This is a genomic window from Streptomyces sp. NPDC086787, from assembly GCF_044745865.1.
GTDB lineage: Bacteria > Actinomycetota > Actinomycetes > Streptomycetales > Streptomycetaceae > Streptomyces.
Genome location: NZ_JBIVBC010000001.1, coordinates 342,697 through 361,723, shown reverse-complemented (window position 1 = coordinate 361,723; position 19,027 = coordinate 342,697). Strand labels below are relative to the sequence as shown.

15 protein-coding genes and 2 tRNA genes are annotated in these 19,027 nt (G+C 70.3%); 7 read left to right on the top strand and 10 right to left on the bottom strand.

Annotated elements, in window-relative coordinates:
- Positions 1 to 693 precede the first annotated feature (693 nt).
- Both tig and ACIPK3_RS01595 read right to left on the bottom strand, forming a co-directional pair.
- Positions 694 to 2,055 carry a trigger factor gene (gene tig, locus ACIPK3_RS01600; RefSeq protein WP_402565620.1) on the bottom strand — a complete coding sequence of 454 codons (1,362 nt, stop codon included), beginning with the start codon at positions 2,053 to 2,055 and terminating at the stop codon, positions 694 to 696.
- A gap of 191 nt (positions 2,056 to 2,246) precedes the next feature.
- Positions 2,247 to 2,323: transfer RNA gene (locus ACIPK3_RS01595), tRNA-Pro, on the bottom strand.
- Between the two features lie 166 nt (positions 2,324 to 2,489).
- On the opposite strand from ACIPK3_RS01595, the gene ACIPK3_RS01590 reads away from it, so the two are divergent.
- Positions 2,490 to 2,560: transfer RNA gene (locus tag ACIPK3_RS01590), tRNA-Gly, on the top strand.
- A gap of 71 nt (positions 2,561 to 2,631) precedes the next feature.
- On the opposite strand, the gene ACIPK3_RS01585 is transcribed toward ACIPK3_RS01590, so the two are convergent.
- Positions 2,632 to 2,826: a hypothetical protein gene (locus ACIPK3_RS01585; protein ID WP_402565618.1), complete on the bottom strand. Its 195-nt coding sequence runs from the start codon at positions 2,824 to 2,826 to the stop codon at positions 2,632 to 2,634.
- A gap of 460 nt (positions 2,827 to 3,286) precedes the next feature.
- Between ACIPK3_RS01585 and ACIPK3_RS01580 the strand changes: the two genes are divergently transcribed.
- Positions 3,287 to 4,465 (top strand): acyltransferase family protein, encoded by a 1,179-nt coding sequence (locus ACIPK3_RS01580; RefSeq protein ID WP_402565616.1) that lies wholly within the window; start codon positions 3,287 to 3,289, stop codon positions 4,463 to 4,465.
- On the opposite strand, the gene ACIPK3_RS01575 is transcribed toward ACIPK3_RS01580, so the two are convergent.
- Positions 4,455 to 4,934: an HD domain-containing protein gene (locus ACIPK3_RS01575; protein ID WP_402565614.1), complete on the bottom strand. Its 480-nt coding sequence runs from the start codon at positions 4,932 to 4,934 to the stop codon at positions 4,455 to 4,457. The two genes, ACIPK3_RS01580 and ACIPK3_RS01575, sit on opposite strands and share 11 nt — an antisense overlap.
- A 34-nt stretch (positions 4,935 to 4,968) precedes the next feature.
- The gene (locus ACIPK3_RS01570; RefSeq protein ID WP_402565612.1) at positions 4,969 to 6,144 is read right to left on the bottom strand and encodes a PP2C family protein-serine/threonine phosphatase; all 1,176 of its coding nucleotides are present in this window, start codon (positions 6,142 to 6,144) and stop codon (positions 4,969 to 4,971) included.
- Positions 6,145 to 6,282: 138 nt separating this feature from the next.
- Here ACIPK3_RS01570 and ACIPK3_RS01565 point away from each other — a divergent pair, with 138 nt between their 5' ends.
- Positions 6,283 to 7,536, top strand: a complete 1,254-nt coding sequence (locus ACIPK3_RS01565; RefSeq protein ID WP_402565611.1) for a GNAT family N-acetyltransferase — start codon at positions 6,283 to 6,285, stop codon at positions 7,534 to 7,536.
- Between the two features lie 10 nt (positions 7,537 to 7,546).
- On the opposite strand, the gene ACIPK3_RS01560 is transcribed toward ACIPK3_RS01565, so the two are convergent.
- Both ACIPK3_RS01560 and ACIPK3_RS01555 read right to left on the bottom strand, forming a co-directional pair.
- Positions 7,547 to 8,356 carry an Fpg/Nei family DNA glycosylase gene (locus tag ACIPK3_RS01560; RefSeq protein ID WP_402565609.1) on the bottom strand — a complete coding sequence of 270 codons (810 nt, stop codon included), beginning with the start codon at positions 8,354 to 8,356 and terminating at the stop codon, positions 7,547 to 7,549.
- A gap of 7 nt (positions 8,357 to 8,363) precedes the next feature.
- Positions 8,364 to 8,852, bottom strand: coding sequence for a ribose-5-phosphate isomerase (locus ACIPK3_RS01555; protein WP_402565607.1), 489 nt, complete (start codon positions 8,850 to 8,852; stop codon positions 8,364 to 8,366).
- Positions 8,853 to 9,070: 218 nt separating this feature from the next.
- Here ACIPK3_RS01555 and ACIPK3_RS01550 point away from each other — a divergent pair, with 218 nt between their 5' ends.
- A complete protein-coding gene (locus tag ACIPK3_RS01550; protein ID WP_402565606.1) occupies positions 9,071 to 10,498 on the top strand; it encodes an amino acid permease in 1,428 nt (475 codons plus the stop codon).
- A gap of 77 nt (positions 10,499 to 10,575) precedes the next feature.
- Here ACIPK3_RS01550 and ACIPK3_RS01545 read toward each other — a convergent pair whose 3' ends face one another.
- Positions 10,576 to 12,177, bottom strand: a complete 1,602-nt coding sequence (locus tag ACIPK3_RS01545; RefSeq protein WP_402565604.1) for a serine/threonine-protein kinase — start codon at positions 12,175 to 12,177, stop codon at positions 10,576 to 10,578.
- Between the two features lie 124 nt (positions 12,178 to 12,301).
- Here ACIPK3_RS01545 and ACIPK3_RS01540 point away from each other — a divergent pair, with 124 nt between their 5' ends.
- Positions 12,302 to 13,030, top strand: coding sequence for a hypothetical protein (locus tag ACIPK3_RS01540; protein ID WP_402565602.1), 729 nt, complete (start codon positions 12,302 to 12,304; stop codon positions 13,028 to 13,030).
- Between the two features lie 119 nt (positions 13,031 to 13,149).
- On the opposite strand, the gene ACIPK3_RS01535 is transcribed toward ACIPK3_RS01540, so the two are convergent.
- Entirely contained in the window at positions 13,150 to 13,728 is a 579-nt protein-coding gene (locus ACIPK3_RS01535) for a biotin transporter BioY (RefSeq protein WP_402565600.1), read from the bottom strand.
- Between the two features lie 348 nt (positions 13,729 to 14,076).
- On the opposite strand from ACIPK3_RS01535, the gene ACIPK3_RS01530 reads away from it, so the two are divergent.
- The gene (locus tag ACIPK3_RS01530; protein ID WP_402565599.1) at positions 14,077 to 15,462 is read left to right on the top strand and encodes an amino acid permease; all 1,386 of its coding nucleotides are present in this window, start codon (positions 14,077 to 14,079) and stop codon (positions 15,460 to 15,462) included.
- A 21-nt stretch (positions 15,463 to 15,483) separates the two neighbouring features.
- Here the strand turns inward: ACIPK3_RS01530 and ACIPK3_RS01525 are convergent, their stop codons facing one another.
- A complete protein-coding gene (locus ACIPK3_RS01525) occupies positions 15,484 to 16,146 on the bottom strand; it encodes a DsbA family protein (protein ID WP_402565597.1) in 663 nt (220 codons plus the stop codon).
- A gap of 129 nt (positions 16,147 to 16,275) precedes the next feature.
- Here ACIPK3_RS01525 and pepN point away from each other — a divergent pair, with 129 nt between their 5' ends.
- On the top strand, positions 16,276 to 18,882 hold the full coding sequence (pepN, locus tag ACIPK3_RS01520; RefSeq protein ID WP_402565594.1) for an aminopeptidase N: 2,607 nt from the start codon (positions 16,276 to 16,278) through the stop codon (positions 18,880 to 18,882).
- The last annotated feature ends 145 nt before the right edge of the window (positions 18,883 to 19,027 follow it).

The window sequence follows — 19,027 nt, the reverse complement described above, 5'->3', positions numbered from 1 at the left end:
GCCGCCTGCGGCGAGGCCCGGGGCGCGGGCACCAGGGGGCGGTGCAGGCGTGGAGTCGACGCCGGTACAAGCGAGCGCGCGGGGGCGGGGGCGGCGACGGCCGGAGGCGAGGCCCGGTGAGGCTGGGGCCAGGTGTGGAATGCGGACCAGTGGCGCGCGGTCCGGTCACTGGTGTGCGGGCCCCGAGGGCGGCCACCAAGGCGATGCAGGTGGGGAGACGACGCCGGTACGGGGCAGCGCGCGGGGGCGGCTGCGGCGATGGGCCGGGGCCGGGGGCCGGGGGCCGGGCAGGTGTGGATGCGGAGGGGGCGCGTGGCCCGGCCGTCGGGGGCGGGGCTCGGGTGCCGGGGCGGTGCAGGCGCGGCAGTGACGCTCATGCGCCCCCAGGGCGACCACAGCGCCCGCACCCGGGGCGGCCCAGGAGGCCGAGCGTCCGGTACCGGATGGCGCCGCCGGTGGCCGTACACGCCCGTGGCAGTGGCCGCAGCCCCGGTGCGGCTGTTCCTCGCTCCTCCCCGGGGCCGGGATGTGCGACGGGCCCCGCGCCGGTGGCCGTGCACGCCCGTAGCAGTGGCCGTAGCCCGGTGTCCGCGCCCCGGGCTGTTCCTCGCTCCTCCCGGGCCGGGATGTGCGACGGGCCCCGAGGAGAGTTCCTCGGGGCCCGTGCGGGGTGTTTCAGGGGTGCCGTGGGGGTCAGCCCTCGGTGGTCTCGGCCTCGGCGGCCTCGACCTCGGTCTCGTCGTCCTCGTCGTCCAGGTCGATGATCTCGCCGTTGGTGTCCTTCACCGTGGCGGCCTCGACCACGACGGCCAGGGCCTTGCCGCGGGCGACCTCGCCGACGAGGAGGGGCACCTGGCCACCCTCGACGACGGCCTGGGCGAACTGGTCGGGGGACATGCCGGAGGAGGCGGCGCGACGCATGAGGTGCTCGGTGAGCTCCTCCTGGTTGACGTTCAGCTTCTGCGTCTTGACCAGCTCGTCGAGGACGAACTGGGTCTTGATGCCCTTGACCGCGGCCTCGCGGGTCTCGGTCTCGAACTCCTCGGCGGTCTTGCCCTGGATCTCCAGGTACTTGTCGAGGGTCAGGCCCATCTGCCCGAGCTGGTGGTGCTCGAGGTTGTGCTTACGGGTGTTGACCTCGTCCTCGAGGAGCTTCTCGGGGACGGGCACCTCGACCAGTTCGAGCAGCTTCTCCAGGACACGCTCCTGGGCCTGCGTGGCCTGGTCGTACTGCTTCATGTTCTCAAGGCGCTTGCGGCTGTCGGCCTTCAGCTCCTCAAGCGTGTCGAACTCCGAGGCGAGCTGCGCGAACTCGTCGTCCAGCGCAGGCAGTTCACGCGCGGCGACCTGGGTCACCTTGACGCTGACCTCGGCCTCCTTGCCGGCCGCGGAGCCGCCCTTGAGCTCGGAGGCGAAGGTGGCCTCGCCACCGGCCTCCAGGCCCTTCACGGCGTCGTCGATGCCGTCGAGCAGTTCGCCGGAACCGATGGTGTAGGAGACGCCGTTGGCGACGCCGTCCTCCAGGATCTCGCCCTCGACCTTGGCCTCCAGGTCGATGGTGACGACGTCGCCGTCCTCGGCGGCGCGCTCGACCGGGGAGGTGGAGGCGAAGCGCTCACGGAGCTGCTCGACCGACTTCTCGATGTCCTCGTCGGTGACCTCGACCGCGTCGACCTCGACCTCGATGCCCGAGTAGTCCGGGATCTCCACGGCCGGGCGGACGTCGACCTCGGCGGTGAAGTTCAGCGTCTCGCCGTCCTTCAGCTCGGTGATGTCCACCTCGGGCTGGCCCAGCGGGCTCAGCTCGGCCTCGTTGACCGCCTCGGTGTAGAACTTCGGAAGCGCGTCGTTGACGGCCTCCTCCAGCACCGCACCACGGCCGAACCGCTGGTCGATGACGCGGGCGGGGATCTTGCCCTTGCGGAAGCCCTTCACCGTGACCTGCTGGTTGATCTTCTTGTACGCCGCGTCGAGGCTGTCCTTGAGCTCCTCGAAGGGCACCTCGACAGTGAGCCGAACCCGGGTCGGGTTCAGGGTCTCCACGGCGCTCTTCACGGTTCGGTCTCCTTGTGGCTGACTTCTTGGGTTTCGCCGGAGCCAGAAAGGTCCGGCGGATCTCGCCGCCCGGGGGAGTTCGTAGGCCTAGTGGGCCGGGACACACGGGCACGCAGCTTGCATAGTAACCGCAGCAGCTGAGCGCCCCAAAAGCCGATCATCGGACGGGACGGACGAACGTTCTCGGCCGGTGGTCGGGGTGGCGGGATTTGAACCCACGGCCTTCCGCTCCCAAAGCGGACGCGCTACCAAGCTGCGCCACACCCCGTCTGGTGCGACACGTAGGGTACATGCCCGCGGACAGTACGGCCGCCGCATTCGGTGAGCGGCGGGGTGCGGGGTGGCGCGACACGGCGGGGAGTGTGCGCCGACGGTGTTCCACCCGCTACGATGCCTCCTGTGCCGCGGTCGGTTCGACCTGCGGCGCGTCCTGCGCGGGCGTAGCTCAATGGTAGAGCACTAGTCTTCCAAACTAGCTACGCGGGTTCGATTCCCGTCGCCCGCTCTGTGCCCGAAGGCCCAGGTGAGAGATTGCAGTTCTCTCCCTGGGCCTTCGGCGTTCACAGCTCTCGGCGGTCAGAATTTGATCGAGTTGATCGACTCGGCTATCGAATCAAGGAACCGCTGGATGGAGGGGGCCATGCCGGTCGAGGCGAGGAAGAAGCCGAACAGGACCGCGACGATGGCGGGCCCGGCCTTGATGCTCCCTCCCCGGATCAGGACCACAAGGATGATCGCCAACAGCAGTACCACGGACAGTGAAATGGCCACACTGATCACACCCTCGGTCGGTCCGCTCTCCCGGCCCGGGGGTACATCCCCGCACCCCCACCACAACCATCGTGCCACCAACCCGGGCGGCCTATGCGGCGCATGACACATCGTCGAGTCCGGCCCCTCGGCGGACACCTCCCCACAAGGCAACCCGCACAGTAATTCGAGTTCACCCCCACGCGATCGCCACAGGTAATTGCGCGACATCATTTCCATGCCCACGCATATTGTGCGCCGCTAATTCGAGCCGTTGACCAAGAGACAACGATATGCACCAATTAGTAGGGATGAATCAGGACATCAGGGGCGAATCAAGGTACGCAGTGTGCCCACCATCACGTATCCGGTGACGTCATCTTCATGTGAATCCGGGGCAGCAGAAACCCCATAACCAGGGCTCATCAGGATTCACATCGGGGTTTTACGAAATCCCTCGGACGACGCTAGGGTGCCTCAGATGTTTGACGCCGCCTCGACCCCCGGCCAGTCCCGACGGCCGCTCCCGCCGGCACAGTCGCCGGCGAACGGAGTCCCGAGCCCGCGCACTCTGACAAGCGAGCAAAGCGGCACCAGACCGGGCAAAGGGCGTGACTCGTTCTTCGACAACGCCAAGTACCTGGCGATCGTGCTCGTCGCGGTCGGTCACTCCTGGGAGCCGCTGAAGGACGACAGCCGCATCCTGGAGGCCCTGTACAGCTTCGTGTACGCCTTCCACATGCCGGCGTTCATCATCATCTCCGGCTACTTCTCGCGCAGTTTCGACATGCGCCCGGACCGGCTGAAGCGGCTCGTCACCGGCGTCGCCGTGCCGTACATCGTCTTCGAGACCGCCTACCCCCTCTTCAACCGGTTCGTGAACCACGTCCCCGACCAGGACATCAGCCTCCTCGATCCCTGGTACCTGACCTGGTTCCTGTGCGCGCTGTTCGTCTGGCGGCTGACCACCCCCATCTGGAAGATGGTCCGCCACCCGCTCGCGCTGGCCGTCGGGCTCGCCATGCTGGCGTCCGTCAGCCCGAGCATCGGTGACGATCTCGACCTCCAGCGCGTCCTTCAGTTCCTGCCGTACTTCGTGCTGGGCCTGTGCATGAAGCCGCACCACTTCGAGCTGGTGCGGCGCCGCTGGGTGCGGATCGCGTCGGTGCCGGTGGCCGCCGCCGCGCTGGCTATCGCCTGGTGGAGCGTGCCCCGGATGAGCACCTCGTGGCTCTATCACCGCCAGTCCGCCCAGGAGTTCGGCGCGCCCTGGTGGTGCGGCCCGCTCATGGTCGTGGGCCTGCTCGCCTGCTCGCTGACGCTGACCGCCTGCTTCTTCGCCTGGGTGCCGGGCCGGCGGATGTGGTTCACCTCGCTCGGCGCGGGCACCCTGTGCGGCTATCTCCTGCACGGCTTCCTGGTGAAGTACGGCGACCACCAGGGCTGGTTCGAGCACTCCTGGCTGCACCACCCGCTCGGCGAGATCCTTGTGAGCGCCCTCGCGGCCACCGCCGTCACCCTGCTGTGCACCGCGCCGGTGCGGCGCCTGTTCCGGTGCGTCATGGAACCGCGGATGGACTGGGCGTTCAAACGGGACGCGGCCGAGTCCGCTCGCGAGCGCCGGCGGACGGAACCCGTGCGCGAGAAGGTCAGCGCGTAGCGGTGCCGTCCGGGGCGGCCAGGCCGAGAAGTGCCCGCATCCGCGCGTACTTCCCGGTCAGCCGTTCGCGGACCGGAGGTTCAAGGACGGCGAGCCGGTCCGGGTCCGCGTTGTGCGCGAGGTCGGCCTCCTTCACCAACAGCGCGCCGGGCGTGGCCAGGATCCGGCGCGCGTAGGCCTCCGGCTCCTCCCCCGCCCGTTTGGTGACGGCGAACACGATGTCCTTGGTACGGCGGCTCAGCGCGGCCTCGTCGAGCCATCGCGCGGACAGCGCGTCGTCCTCGACGGCGTCGTGCAGCCAGGCGGCCGCGATCTGGTCCTCGTCGCCGCCGCGGGCCCGCACCCCCTCCGCGACTGCCCGCAGGTGTTCGGCGTACGGCCGTCCCGCCTTGTCCGTCTGGCCCTCGTGGGCGGCGCGCGCGACGGCTTCGACCTCGGTCAAGGTGAGCTTGCGATGCGTCTCGGTCATCGCGCCAGTGTCTCGCGTCGCCGTCCCGCGCGGCTCAGCTCGCCGACGAGTGCGCGGCCTCGCGGCAGATCAGCAGCAGCGCCCGGTCGTCGTTGACGTCCTTGGCCACGGCTTCGATCAGATGCCAGGCGGCGCCGTGGAAGCCGCCGGCCACATACCGGTCGGCCTCGCCGGTGAGCCGGTCGATGCCCTCGACGATGTCCCGGTCGGAGGTTTCCACCAGACCGTCCGTGAACACCATCAACACGTCCCCGGGGCGGAGCGATCCCTTCACGGAGTCGAACTGCGCACCGTCGTACACACCGAGCAGCGGTCCCTCGGCCGTCTTCTGCTCCCAGCGTCCGCTGCCCGCGCTGAGCTGGACCCCCGGCGGATGTCCGGCCGTGTACAGCTCGTAGTCCCCGGAGTCGAGGTCCAGGACCAGATGGATCGAGGTCGCGAAGCCCTCGTCCCAGTCCTGGCGCAGCAGATATCCGTTGGCCGCGGGCAGGAAGGCATGCGGCGGCAGCGATCCCAGCAGTCCGCCGAACGCCCCCGACAGCAGCAGCGCGCGGGACGCGGCGTCCATGCCCTTGCCGGAGACGTCCGTGAGGACGACCTCCAGCGTGCGGCCGCCGTTCGTGCGGGCCGCGACGACGAAGTCGCCGGAGAAGGACTGGCCGCCCGCGGGCCGCAGGGCCATCTCGCGGTGCCAGCCCGGCGGCAGCTTCGGCAGTTTGCTCTGCACCCGGATCCGCTCGCGCAGGTCGAACAGCATCGTGCCGCCGCGCCGCCACGGCACTCCGACCCGGCTGCGGAACTGGGCCGTGACCAGTCCGAAGAATCCGCAGGCGGCGACCACCAGGACGACGCCCGGGGTGACCCGGGACGGCCCTTCCGTGTACGGCCCGAGGCGGACCGACTCGACGATCAGCGCGGTGGCCGCCGTCGCGTAGAGCCCGAGCAGGCTCGCCGGGCGCAGCAGCAGTCCCCCGGCGATGACCGGGAGCACGAGTGTGGCCGGTGCGCACCAGACCGAGTTGGCGAGCGTCATGGCCGCGAGGACCGGGATGGTCAGCAGCAGTCCGGCGAGCGCGATCCAGTCCGAGCCGTCGCCGCGGAAGTAGTCGACGGCGCTTCGGCGCAGGCCGACGCGGCCCCGGTGCCACTGCATCCGCCACCGGGCCGTCAGTTTCTCGGCCTTCGCGCGCCGCTCGCCTCCTGATGCCATTAGTTCGGGACCCTATCCATCGGACCAGCCGCTTGGCACGCGAGGTCCGACTTATCCCCCGTCCGAGATCCAACACGGCGCGGGGCGGGGCGGGAAAAACGGTCGCTCGTCCCGTATGGCCCCTGGTACGCATGGCTCATGGGAACCAACATGGCGGGCAGTCCCGCGGCCGACCTGCGCGTGGTGCGGCCGGAGGAGCAGGACACCTGGTACGACAGTCTGATCCGCTCCTTCGGTGGAGTCCCGGAGTCGCCCGAGGAGCGACGGCTGTGGCTCTCGCTGATCGAGACCGACCGGTCGCTCGCCGCGTGGGACGGGGCGGAGGTCGTCGGCACCGCCGGGGCGTTCGCCTTCCGGCTGACGGTGCCGGGCGGTGCCTCGGTGCCGGCCGCGGGCGTGACGATGGTGAGCGTGTCCGCCACCCACCGGCGGCGCGGGGTGCTGACGTCGATGATGCGGCGGCAGTTGGACGACGTACGGGCGTGGGGCTGGCCGCTCGCGGTACTGACCGCGTCCGAGCCGGTGATCTACGGCCGGTTCGGGTACGGCGTGGCGACCTACCACGTCAACGCGGAGATCGACACATCCCGGGTACGGCTGTCCGTGCCGCCCGGCACCGATGACGTACGGATCCGGTACGCCGCGCCGGACGCCGTCCTCGACGTGTGCGAGGCGATCTACGCCCACCGGGTGCCGCTGCGTCCCGGGCTGCCGGCCCGGCAGCCCGGCTGGGAGCGGGTCGGACTGCTCGACCCGGAGAGCGAGCGGGACGGGGCGTCGCCGTTGCAGTGCGTCGTGGCGGAGCGTGACGGGGAGGCGGTCGGCTTCGCGCGGTTCCGGGTCAAGCTCGACTGGGAGCCGGCCGGGCCGAAGGGCCGGGTGGTGCTGGAGGACCTGGAGGCGGTGGATCCGGCCGCGCACGCCGCGGTGTGGCGGTTCCTGTTCGGGATCGACCTGACCTCGACGGTCGATGCGCGGCGCCGCCCGGTGGACGAGCCGTGGCAGTACCTGGTGTCCGACATCCGGCGGTGCCGGCTGCTGGTGCGGGACTCGCTGCACCTGCGGCTGGTGGACGTGGGGGCGGCCCTGGAGGCGCGCACCTATCAGGCCCCGGTGGATGTGGTGTTGGAGGTGGAGGACGTCTTCTGCCCGTGGAACGACGGCCGTTGGCGGCTCACCGGGGACGGGAGGGGAGCGGTCTGCTCCCGCACCGAGGACCCGGCCGACCTCGCCCTGTCGGTGAGGGAGTTGGGAGCGGCGTACCTGGGCGGTGTCTCCCTCGGCTCCCTGGCCGACGCCGGCCGGGTGCGCGAACTGCGGCCCGGTGCCCTGGCGGAGGCGGCCCTGGCTTTCGGTTCACCGGTGGCGCCCTGGCTGCCGCACGGGTTCTGAGGTCCTGTCGTCAGCGCCGCTGGCAGGTCGGACACCAGAAGAGGTTGCGGGCGGCCAGGTCTGCGGTGCGGATTTTGGTGGCGCAGATGTGGCAGGGGAGGTTCGCCCGGCGGTAGACGTACACCTCGCCGCCGTGGTCGTCGACGCGTGGCGGGCGGCCCATGGCCTCCGGGGTGTGCTCGGGGCGGACGGTGTCGATGCGGTTGTTGCGGACGCCCTCGCGCATGAGGTCCACGAGGTCGGCCCAGATCGCGGCCCACTCGGCGGCGGTGATGTCCTTGCCCGCGCGGTACGGGTCGATGCCGTGCCGGAAGAGGATCTCGGCGCGGTAGACGTTGCCGACGCCCGCGATGACCTTCTGGTCCATGAGGAGGGCGGCGATCGTCGTACGGCTGCGGCGGACGCGGGCGCAGGCGGCCGAGGGGTCGGCGTCGGCGCGGAGCGGGTCGGGGCCCAGCCGGCCGTGTATCGCCCGCTTCTCGTCGTCCGTGATCAGGGCGCAGGTGGTGGGCCCCCGCAGGTCGACGTACCCGGTCGCGCCCGCGAGGCGCAGGCGGACCGTGTCGGTGGGCGGGGGCGCCGGGGCGTCCCCGAAGCCGACCTTGCCGAACAGGCCGAGGTGGATGTGGACCCAGTCGGTGTCACGGAAGCCCAGGAAGAGGTGCTTGCCGTGGGCCTCGGTCCGGGTGAGCTCGGCTCCGTCCAGCAGTTCGGCGGCGTCGGAGAACTTCCCCTGCGGGCTGGTGACGCGCGGGCGCGTGCCGATGAACCGGCCGGCGTAGTCCTGCGCCAGCCGGTGGATCGTGTGGCCTTCCGGCACTCGGGGCTCAGTCCTGCTGGGGGTGGTGCGCCGGGATCGGGGGCAGGTCGCCCGTCGTCTCGTACTCCGACAGCATGTCGATGCGGCGGATGTGGCGCTCGTCACCGGAGAACGGGGTGCCCAGGAAGGTCTCGACGAACTTGGTCGCCTCCTCCTCGCTGTGCATGCGCGCGCCCACGGCCACGACGTTGGCGTTGTTGTGCTGCCGTCCGAGGGAGGCGGTCTCCTCGCTCCAGGCGAGGGCGGCCCTGACGCCCTTGACCTTGTTCGCGGCGATCTGCTCGCCGTTGCCCGAGCCGCCGATCACGATGCCGAGGGCGTCGGGGTCCGCGGCGGTCCGCTCGGCGGCACGCAGGCAGAAGGGCGGGTAGTCGTCCTGGGCGTCGTAGATGTGCGGGCCGCAGTCGACGGGCTCGTGCCCCGCCGCCTTCAGCCACTCGACGAGGTGGTTCTTGAGTTCGAAGCCCGCATGGTCGGAGCCGAGATACACGCGCATGGGACGAGTGTGACATGTGCGTATCGGGGCAGCAGCTCAGGGTGTCGATCAGGGGGAACAGATCGGCGGAAATGTGAATCTGGCCATAGAACCTCAAGGGAACCTCAAGTAACAATCCGGAATCGAAGGTTCCCGAATCGGTTCACCTCCGATTCACTGGACCGGCTCGTACACCGCTCGGTACGGGTAAGCCCAACAGGCGCAAAGGAAATCCGCCCATGACCCCTGGTTCCGGACTTCAGGCAGGCCTCAAGAACCGTCATCTTTCGATGATCGCCATCGGTGGTGTGATCGGTGCCGGACTCTTCGTCGGCTCCAGCACCGGTATCGCCACCGCGGGCCCCGGCATCCTGCTCTCGTACGCCCTCGTCGGCACGCTCGTGGTGCTGGTGATGCGCATGCTCGGTGAGATGTCTGCCGCGAACCCCACCTCCGGCTCGTTCTCCGCGCACGCCGACCGAGCCCTCGGCCGCTGGGCCGGGTTCTCCATCGGCTGGCTGTACTGGTTCTTCTGGGTGGTGGTGCTGGCCGTGGAGGCCACCGCCGGCGCCAAGATCCTCGAAGGGTGGATACCCGCAGTACCGCAGTGGGGCTGGGCCCTGATCGTGATGATCGTGCTCACCGCCACCAACCTGGTCTCCGTCGGCTCCTACGGTGAGTTCGAGTTCTGGTTCGCCGGGATCAAGGTCGTCGCGATCGGCGCGTTCATCGTCGTCGGCGCGCTCGCCATCTTCGGTGTGCTGCCCGGCGTGCACGCCGACAAGGCCGACATCGGCAACCTCACCGGTCACGGCGGCTTCCTGCCCCACGGCCCCGGCGCCATCCTGACCGGTGTGCTGCTCGTCGTCTTCTCCTTCATGGGCAGCGAGATCGCCACACTGGCCGCCGGTGAGTCGGAGAACCCGCAGCAGGCCGTCACCAAGTCGACCAACAGCATCATCTGGCGTATCGGTGTCTTCTACCTCGGCTCGATCCTGGTCGTCGTCACCCTGCTCCCGTGGAACGACCCCGCCATCAAGAAGGACGGCTCCTACGTCGCCGCCCTGGACTCCCTCGGCATCGCGCACGCCGGCGAGATCATGAACTTCATCGTGCTGACCTCGGTGCTGTCCTGCCTGAACTCCGGCCTCTACACGGCCTCCCGCATGGCGTTCTCGCTGGGCCAGCGCGGTGACGCGCCGAAGATGTTCGCGCGGACCACCTCCCGCGGTGTGCCGATGGCGGCGATCATCGCCTCCGTGGTCTTCGGCTTCGTCGCCGTGTTCTTCAACTACGAGTTCCCGGACTCGGTCTTCCTCTTCCTGGTGAACTCCAGTGGCGCGGTGGCCCTGTTCGTGTGGCTGGTCATCTGCTTCTCGCAGCTGCGGATGCGGAAGATCATCCAGCGTGAGGCGCCGGAGAAGCTCGTCGTGCGCATGTGGCTCTACCCGTACCTGACCTGGGCGGCGGCCGCGCTGATCGTCTTCGTCCTCGGCTACATGCTGACCGACACCAAGGGTGAGAGCAGCGGGCGTACCACCGTGCTGCTGTCGCTGCTGGTCGCGGCCGCCGTGATCGCGGTCGCGGTGGTCAAGGAGCGGTTCTTCGGTGGCCGCCCGGCGGCTGTGGAGGCCGAGGCCAAGGCCGACGAGGTGACCGTCGGCTGACGAGGCGGTCCGATCGATCCGTTCGATCCGATCGCGTGAGGGGAGGGAACCGGCCCGGTTCCCTCCCCTCACGCGCGTCACAGCACCGTGAACCCGTCCCTGACCCTGTTGTAGACCGGCAGCGCCCTGGGCTCGGTCTCCGGCTGGTACCAGGTGTTGATCTGGTAGGACTTCCCGTCCGCGTCGAAGCCCAGCAGCCGGGCGTGCCAGTGGACGCCCCCCAGCGTGAAGGTGTACTCCCAGACGACCGCGGGGTGGCTCCGGAAGGTCGTCCGCTCCAGGCGGATCTTGGCGTAGTCCCGGCCCGCCTGGGCGTTCTGCTCCGAGGTGCGCCAGGTGGTCATGAGGTCGCCGCGCGCGAGGGAGGACTTGGCGACGAGTTCCTGCCGGCCGTCCGGGGCGGTGTAGTGCACCTCGGAGCCGGTCTTCACATCCCGCCGCCAGCCCGTCGGCGGCGCCCACGCGAACCCGCCCGCCTCCCGGCGCACACCCGGCGGCAGGCTCCGCGGCCGGGACGTGCCCTCGACGGTGGGCGACGGGGTGGGGGTGCCCACGGAGGTCGAGGGCGACTCGGAGGCCGGAGGCGGTACGGGGGGCGACGCGGAGTGCGCTCCACCCCGCTGTCCGCCGTACGAGGTGACCAGCAGGACCGCGGCCACGGCGACGACGGCGGCCAGCCCCAGCACGGCGAGCACCACGGTACGACCCCGGGAGCGCGCCTGCGCCGCGGGGACCGGACGGGCCTCCCGCCGGGTCGGGGTCGGCGTCGAAGGCGGTGTCGCAGCCGGCGTCGGGGCAGGGATCGGCATCGCCGTCACGGTCGCGGTCCGGGCCGGGGGTGGAGGCGAGGGTGGCGGCGGGGGCTCGGCGACCGGCCACAGCGCGTCCTCCAGATCGGCGAGGCCCGGTCTCATCGTCGGTTCCTTGTGCAGGAGAGCCGCCAGGACGTGCCGCAGCGGACCCGCGGCGGCGGGGAGTTCGGGTTGCTCGTACAGCACCGCGTGCAGCGTCGGGAATGTCGAGCCGCGGTCGAACGGGGACCGGCCGGCCAGCGCCGCGCAGAGAGTCGCGCCTAGGGACCAGATGTCGGACGGCGGACCCTGCGGGCGCCCGGAGACCCGCTCGGGGGCCATGTAGTCGGGTGAGCCGACGAGCATGCCCGCCATGGTGAGCACCGTGGCGTCCTGGATGGCCGCGATGCCGAAGTCCGTGAGCACCACCCGCCCCGCGGCCCGCTCGACGAGCACGTTCCCGGGCTTGATGTCCCGGTGCAGCACCCCGCCCGCGTGCACCTGCCGCAGTGCCGCGACCAGGCCGAGGCCGATCCGTGCCGTCTCCCGCGGCCCGAGCGGGCCCTCCTCCGCCATGATCCGTTCCAGCGAGCGCCCGGTCACCAACTCCATGACGATCCAGAGCCGTTCTTCCTCGTCCACGACGTCGTAGATCCGGACGACGTTCGGGTGGTCGATCCGGGCCGCCGCCCGTGCCTCCCGCAGTACGCGTTCACGTCGGGTACGCGCGTCCTCCGGGTCCAGTCCGGATATGCGCATTTCCTTGACCGCGACCTGACGGTCCAGCATTTCGTCGGCCGCCCGCCACACCCGCCCCATTCCCCCCTGGCCGATGCTTTCGACCAGCCGGTACCGCCCCGTCACAAGTAACCCTGGAATACCCGGCATTACGCCGCACCCCCCTCAATGGTCACACTTCGGGCCTTACCAGCATAGTGCGGGGAAATCTTGTGGTACCTCTTCAAGTACTGCGAATTCAGGCGCAGTCCAGGGGGTTACAAGGGGGACGAACATGAGTTCTCGTCGTTTGACGGCCATTGCGGGATCGCTGGTCACGGCAACTTTCTCGGCCGTGATGATGCTTCCGCCGACGGCCGCCGCCGATGACCAGGGACCGGGAAGCGGCAAAGGGGGAAAGGCGGTCGACGAGGCGCCGGCGGGCGTGCGGCTGACGACGCTGCTGCCCGAGAAGATCTCGGTCGACAACAGTTCGCGGAAGACGGCGATCACCGCCACGGTGAAGAACGAGGGGAGCAGGGAAAGCGGCGACCTCAGGCTTTTGGTGGTCGGATTCGACGGTTTGAAGGTCACGGGCGTCAAAGGCTGTTCCGTGATCGCCGAAAAGGACCTGCCGGCCGGTTCCAACAGCGGTTTCAACTGCCCGGTCGGCAAGCTGGCCGCAGGCAGTTCGAAGTCGTACGCCGTCGACGCGACGTACGACCTGCGCAAGGCCGGGAAGATCTGTCTGCCCGTCCAGGGCGAGGACGGGAAGAAGACGTTCTGGCAGCAGGGCCCGGTGCCGTTCGGAACGGTGAACCCGTCCCCGAACGCCCCGGCCACCCCGCTGCTGCTCGGCACCGACAACAAGCCGGTGGCCCCGGGCGGCGACGAACTGCCCAGGACCGGGGTGGGCCGTGACGTGCTGCCGCTCGGGGCGACCGGTGCCGCGCTGATCGCGGCCGGTGCGGCCGGGCTGTGGTGGGCGCGGCGGCAACCGCGACCGGCGCGGGAGCGGGGCTGAGGCCGTGCGAGAGCGGGGCTGAGGCCGTGCGAGAGCGGGGCTGAGACAGAAGGGGCTGAGACAAAAGACCGCGCCGCCGACGGGAGCGACCCGTCGGCGGCGCGGACGTCAGTTCACTTTCAGCGCTTCCCCACGAGCTTCCACGCGGCGGGCAGCAGCCCCATCGCCAGGGCGGCCTTCAGGGCGTCGCCGATCAGGAACGGGGTCAGGCCGGCCGCGATCGCGGCGGAGGCGGACATGTCGGCGGCGTAGGCGAGGTAGGGCACCCCGACGGCGTAGATGATCGCCTCGCCGAGCAGCATCGCGCCCGCCATCCGCGGCATGGAGCGGTCGGCACCGCGGCGGGCCAGCGCGCCGACGACGGTGGAGGCCAGGATCATCCCGAGGACGTAGCCGAAGGAGACGGCGCTCGAGCCGGAGGTGCCCTCGGCGAACCACGGCACCCCGACGACACCCGCGACCGCGTAGAGCGCGAGGGAGAGGAAGCCGCGGCGCGCGCCGAGGGAGGTGCCGACGAGCAGGGCGGCGAAGGTCTGGCCGGTCACCGGCACCGGGGAGCCCGGCACCGGGACGGCGATCTGCGCGGCGAGGCCGGTGAGCGCGGCGCCGCCGACCACGAGGGCGACGTCGCGCACCCGGGACGCGGGGAGCAGGTCGGCGAGGACTCCGGGGCGGCTGGCGACGGTGGCGGTGCTCATGGGGACTCCGGATGTGGGCGCTGGGGACACGGCGACGCTATCCCAGGGCACCGGCGCCGATCACCGTCAGCGATCGACAAAGCCGGGATCAAGGACTTGGTGGGCTGTGCACAAACGATGGCGGTTACACCTGGTACGTCGTGATGCCGATCACTGAGGTGAGGATGTGCGGGTCACCTCGCGGCGCGTCGGCGGGATTGTCGACTCCCACCAACCGACTCGGGTAGCCACACGTTCACCCTGAGTGCGGACGGTGTCCAGATGCTGGGCGGCTCCTTCGCGGGAGCGAACGAACCGCCAAGACTTGCGGACGATTTTGCCGTCTACCGCACTGGACGAACCGTGCCCATGCCCAGCAGCACCACGACCGAGTCGTCCCCGCCGCAGGAGAACGCCGCCCTCTCCCACGGCCTCAAGCAGCGCCATCTGTCGATGATCGCCCTCGGCGGGGTGATCGGCGCGGGCCTGTTCGTCGGCTCCGGTGCCGGTATCGCCGCGGCCGGACCGTCCATCGTGATCGCCTACACCCTCTCCGGCCTCCTGGTGATGCTGGTGATGCGGATGCTCGGCGAGATGTCGGCCGCCTACCCGTCCTCGGGTTCCTTCTCCGCGCACGCCGAACGGGCGATGGGCCCGTGGGCGGGCTTCACCGCGGGCTGGTCGTTCTGGGTGCTGCTGTGCACCGCCGTCGGCCTGGAGGGCATGGGCGCCGCGCACATCGTCGGCGGCTGGCTGCCGGGCACGCCCGAGTGGGCGTGGGTCGCCCTGTTCATGGTGGTGTTCTGCGGCACGAACCTGGCCGCGGTGAAGAACTTCGGCGAGTTCGAGTTCTGGTTCGCCGCGCTGAAGGTCGGCGCGATCTCCCTGTTCCTGGTGCTCGGCGTGCTGGCCGTCGCGGGCGTGCTGCCCGGGACGGACTCGCCGGGCGCCTCCCACCTCACCGACTTCCTCCCGAACGGCGGCGAGGGACTGGTCGTCGGACTGCTCGCCTCGGTCTTCGCGTACGGCGGCCTGGAGACGGTGACGATCGCGGCGGCCGAGTCGGAGGACCCGATCAAGGGCGTGGCGAGTGCCGTACGCACCGCGATGTGGCGGATCGCCCTGTTCTACATCGGCTCGATGGCGGTCATCGTGACGCTGGTCCCGTGGAACGCCGAGTCGGTCGTGACGGACGGGCCGTACGTCGCCGCCCTGAAGGAGGTCGGCATTCCCGGCGCCGACCAGCTGATGAACGTGGTCATCCTGGTGGCGCTGCTCTCCGCGATGAACGCCAACATCTACGGCTCCTCGCGCATCGCCTACTCGCTGGTGGCGCGCGGCCAGGGCCCGAAGTTCCTCGCGAAGGTCTCCGGCGGGGTCCCGCGCCTCGCCGTGCTCACCTCCTGCGTGCTCGGCTTCGTCTGCGTGCTGCTCAGCTACTGGCGGCCGGACGACGTCTTCAAGTGGCTGCTGAACATGATCGGCGCGGTGATCCTGGTCGTCTGGATCTTCATCGCGGTCTCGCAACTGCTGCTCCGCCGCCGCGTGGAGCGCGAGGAGCCGCAGAGGCTGGTCGTCCGGATGTGGGCGTTCCCGGTGCTGACCTGGGTGGCGCTGGCGGCCATGGCCACGATCCTGGTCCTGATGGCCCGTGAGCCCGGCACGCGGGTGCAGCTGTACTCGACCGGCGCGATGACGCTGGCCCTGGCGGCCGTCGGCTACACATGGCAGCGGGCGCGCGCCAGGGCCTCCTGACGGTCAACGGGAGGGGACGGCTCAGAGGTTGCTGAAGTCGGGGCCCTTGGTCCGGGTCCGCTTGATCTCGTAGAAGCCGGGGACGGAGGCGACCGCGAGTGTGCCGTCCCAGAGGCGGAGCGCCTCCTCGCCCTTCGGGGCGGGGGTGACGACCGGGCCGAAGAAGGCGATCTCGTTGCCGTCGGGGCCGGGGACCGCGATGACCGGGGTGCCGACCTCCTGGCCGACCTTCTCGATGCCCTCCTTGTGGGAGGCGCGCAGTTCGGCGTCGAACTCGAAGTTCTCCTGCTCGGCGTAGTCGATGAGGTCGGCGGGCAGGCCGACGTCCGCGAGGGCTCCGGCGATCGCTTCCAGGGTCGGGCCCTCGCCATTGTTGTGGATGCGCGTGCCGAGCGCGGTGTAGAGGGGGCCGAGGACGTCCGCGCCGTGCTTCTGCCAGGCCGCGGTCACCACGCGCACCGGCTTCCATGCCTTGACGGCGAGCATCTCGCGGTATTCCTCGGGGAGCTGGTCGAGCTTGTCCTCGTTGAGCACGCCGAGGCTCATGATGTGCCAGCGGATCTCGATGTCCCGGAACTTCGCCACCTCCTCCACCCAGCGAGAGGTCATCCAGGCCCAGGGGCACAGCGGGTCGAACCAGAAGTCGACGGGGGTCCTGCCGGCGGGCGGTGCGGTTTCGGACATGGCGCTCCTCGGAAATCGGTCTCTTGAACGAGCAACATTCACTTCCGGCGACGCATTCCCCGGTGCCCCCGGTCAGGCACGCATGGCAGGATCGGTCCCGTCCGCACCGTCCCCAGAGGAGAACCGCCCGTGCCCGGTGAGAACCTGTCCCGTGACGAGGCCCGGGAGCGGGCCGCCCTGCTGTCGGCCGAGGGGTACGAGGTGTTCCTCGACCTGCGATCCGCCGTCGGCGACGGGGGCGGGGACGGTGAGCCGCGTACGTTCCGCTCGGTCACCACGATCCGCTTCCGTTGCAACGAGCCGGGCGCGTCGAGCTTCGCGGACCTGGTCGCGCCGGGTGTGACGGCCGTGTCGCTGAACGGCAGGGATCTCGACCCGAGCGAGGTCTTCGACGGCTCGCGGATCGCCCTGGAGGGGCTGGCCGCCGAGAACGAGCTGGTGGTGGACGCGCGCTGCGCCTACTCCCGCACCGGCGAGGGCATGCACCGCTTCGTCGACCCCGAGGACGGCGAGGTGTACCTGTACACCCAGTACGAGCCGGCCGACGCCCGCCGTGTCTTCGCGAACTTCGAGCAGCCGGACCTCAAGGCGCCGTTCCGCTTCGAGGTGCGGGCCCCGGAGGGCTGGACCGTGTGGAGCAACGGGGCGGGGGAACTCTCCGACGGGGTGTGGCGGTTCGCGGAGACGAAGCCGATCTCGACGTACATCACCTGCGTGGTGGCGGGCCCCTACCACTACGTCACCGACTCCTACGAGCGGGTGTCGCAGGACGGTACCCGCCTGGAGATCCCGCTGGGCGCCATGTGCCGCAAGGGCCTCGCGCCGTACTTCGACGCCGACGACGTCTTCCTCGTCACCAAGCAGGGCCTGGACTTCTTCCACGACCACTTCGACTACCCGTACCCGTTCGGGAAGTACGACCAGGCGTTCGTGCCCGAGTACAACCTCGGCGCGATGGAGAACCCGGGCCTGGTGACCTTCCGCGAGGAGTACATCTTCCGCGGGAAGGTGACCCAGGCGTCGTACGAGGCGCGGGCCAACGTGATCCTGCACGAGATGGCGCACATGTGGTTCGGCGACCTGGTCACCATGGAGTGGTGGGACGACCTGTGGCTGAAGGAGTCGTTCGCGGACTTCATGGGCAGCTTCGGGACGGTCGGCGCGACCCGTTTCGCCAATGGCTGGGTCACCTTCGCCAACCGCCGCAAGGCGTGGGCGTACCGCGCGGACCAGCTGCCCTCCACGCATCCCGTCACGGCGGACATCCGTGATCTCCAGGACGCCAAGCTGAACTTCGACGGCATCACCTACGCCAAGGGCGCGAGCGTGCTGAAGCAGCTGGTGGCGTACGTCGGCCAGGACGCGTTCCTGGAGGGCGCGCGCCGCTACTTCAAGCGGAACGCGTACGGCAACACCCGCCTGGGCGATCTGCTGTCGGTGCTGGAGGAGACCAGCGGCCGTGACATGGCGGCCTGGGCCCGCTCCTGGCTGCAGACGGCCGGGGTCAACTCACTGACCCCGCAGGTGCTGCTGGACGCGGACGGCCGGGTGGCCGAGGTGGCCCTGCTCCAGGAGGCGACGGTGATCGCCCCGGCGGAGCACCCGGAGCTGCGCCCGCACCGGGTGGCGGTGGGCCTGTACCGGCGCACGCCCGAGGGCGCTCTGGAGCGGTACGCACGGGTCGAGGCGGACGTGGACGGCCCGCGCACGCTCGTACCGGAGCTGGTGGGCGCCGAGGCTCCGGAGCTGGTTCTGGCCAACGACGACGACCTGACGTACTGCAAGCTCCGTCTGGACGAGACCTCCCTCGCCACACTGCGCGAGCACCTGGCGGCGGTGACCGATCCGCTGGCGCGCGCCCTGTGCTGGTCGGCCCTGTGGAACATGACCCGGGACGCGCTGCTGCCGGCCCGGGACTTCGTGGACCTGGTGCTGCGGCACGCGGCGCACGAGTCGGACATCGGCGTGCTCCAGATGCTGCACGCCTGGACGCACTCGGCGCTGGTGCACTACGCGGAGCCCGGCTGGCGGGCCACCGGTGGGCGCCTGCTGGCGGACGGGGCGGCGGCCGAGCTGCGGCGGGCCGAGCCCGGCAGCGAGCACCAGCTGGCGTGGGCGCGGTTCTTCGCGACGGCCGCTTCGGACGAGGCGGATCTCGGGCTGCTCCAGGGTCTGCTGGACGGTACGGCGTCGATCGACGGGCTCGACATGGACCAGGAGCTGCGCTGGGTGTTCCTGGAACCGCTCGCGGCGCACGGGGTCGCGGACGAGGCGGCCCTCGCGGCGGAACTGGCCCGCGACGACACGGCGTCCGGCAAGCGGCACCAGGTGCGGTGCCTGGCCGCCCGGCCGTCGGCCGCGGTGAAGGCGCAGGCGTGGGCGCGGGTGGTGGAGTCGGACGCGCTGTCCAACGCGCTGGTGGAGGCGACGATCACGGGCTTCGCCCAGTCGTCGCACCGGGAGCTGACGGCGCCCTACGCGGAGAAGTACTTCGCGGTGATCGAGCGGGTGTGGGCCGAGCGGTCGATCCAGATCGGCATGGACATGGTGCGCGGGTTGTTCCCGTCGCTCCAGGACTCGCCGAAGACGCTGGACGCGGCGGACTCGTGGCTCGACGCGCACGAGGACGCGGCTCCCGCGCTGCGCCGACTGGTGCTGGAGGCCCGGGACGATCTGGCGCGGGCGCTGCGGGCCCAGGAGTGCGACGCGGCGAGCTCGGCGAGCTCTGGCCAATGATTCGGCCGTCCGTGACCGTTACGGAATTCAGGCAATAACAGCCGTAACCCCTGGCCCCACCCGAACGGACCAGGGGTTTTCCATGCCTACTCGGCATCCGAACAACCGTCCTTTAGCACCCTGTTGTCCGGATTTGCCGACAGGC

What these genes read in the sequence shown, in the direction of transcription:
- ACIPK3_RS01540 (WP_402565602.1), top strand. Translation starts at nt 12,302, where the DNA reads ATGAGTTCTCGTCGTTTGACGGCCATTGCGGGATCGCTGGTCACGGCA.
- ACIPK3_RS01570 (WP_402565612.1), bottom strand. Translation starts at nt 6,144, where the DNA reads ATGGCATCAGGAGGCGAGCGGCGCGCGAAGGCCGAGAAACTGACGGCC.
- ACIPK3_RS01535 (WP_402565600.1), bottom strand. Translation starts at nt 13,728, where the DNA reads ATGAGCACCGCCACCGTCGCCAGCCGCCCCGGAGTCCTCGCCGACCTG.
- ACIPK3_RS01525 (WP_402565597.1), bottom strand. Translation starts at nt 16,146, where the DNA reads ATGTCCGAAACCGCACCGCCCGCCGGCAGGACCCCCGTCGACTTCTGG.
- ACIPK3_RS01580 (WP_402565616.1), top strand. Translation starts at nt 3,287, where the DNA reads ATGTTTGACGCCGCCTCGACCCCCGGCCAGTCCCGACGGCCGCTCCCG.
- ACIPK3_RS01530 (WP_402565599.1), top strand. Translation starts at nt 14,077, where the DNA reads ATGCCCAGCAGCACCACGACCGAGTCGTCCCCGCCGCAGGAGAACGCC.
- ACIPK3_RS01550 (WP_402565606.1), top strand. Translation starts at nt 9,071, where the DNA reads ATGACCCCTGGTTCCGGACTTCAGGCAGGCCTCAAGAACCGTCATCTT.
- ACIPK3_RS01575 (WP_402565614.1), bottom strand. Translation starts at nt 4,934, where the DNA reads ATGACCGAGACGCATCGCAAGCTCACCTTGACCGAGGTCGAAGCCGTC.
- ACIPK3_RS01545 (WP_402565604.1), bottom strand. Translation starts at nt 12,177, where the DNA reads ATGCCGGGTATTCCAGGGTTACTTGTGACGGGGCGGTACCGGCTGGTC.
- ACIPK3_RS01555 (WP_402565607.1), bottom strand. Translation starts at nt 8,852, where the DNA reads ATGCGCGTGTATCTCGGCTCCGACCATGCGGGCTTCGAACTCAAGAAC.
- ACIPK3_RS01565 (WP_402565611.1), top strand. Translation starts at nt 6,283, where the DNA reads ATGGGAACCAACATGGCGGGCAGTCCCGCGGCCGACCTGCGCGTGGTG.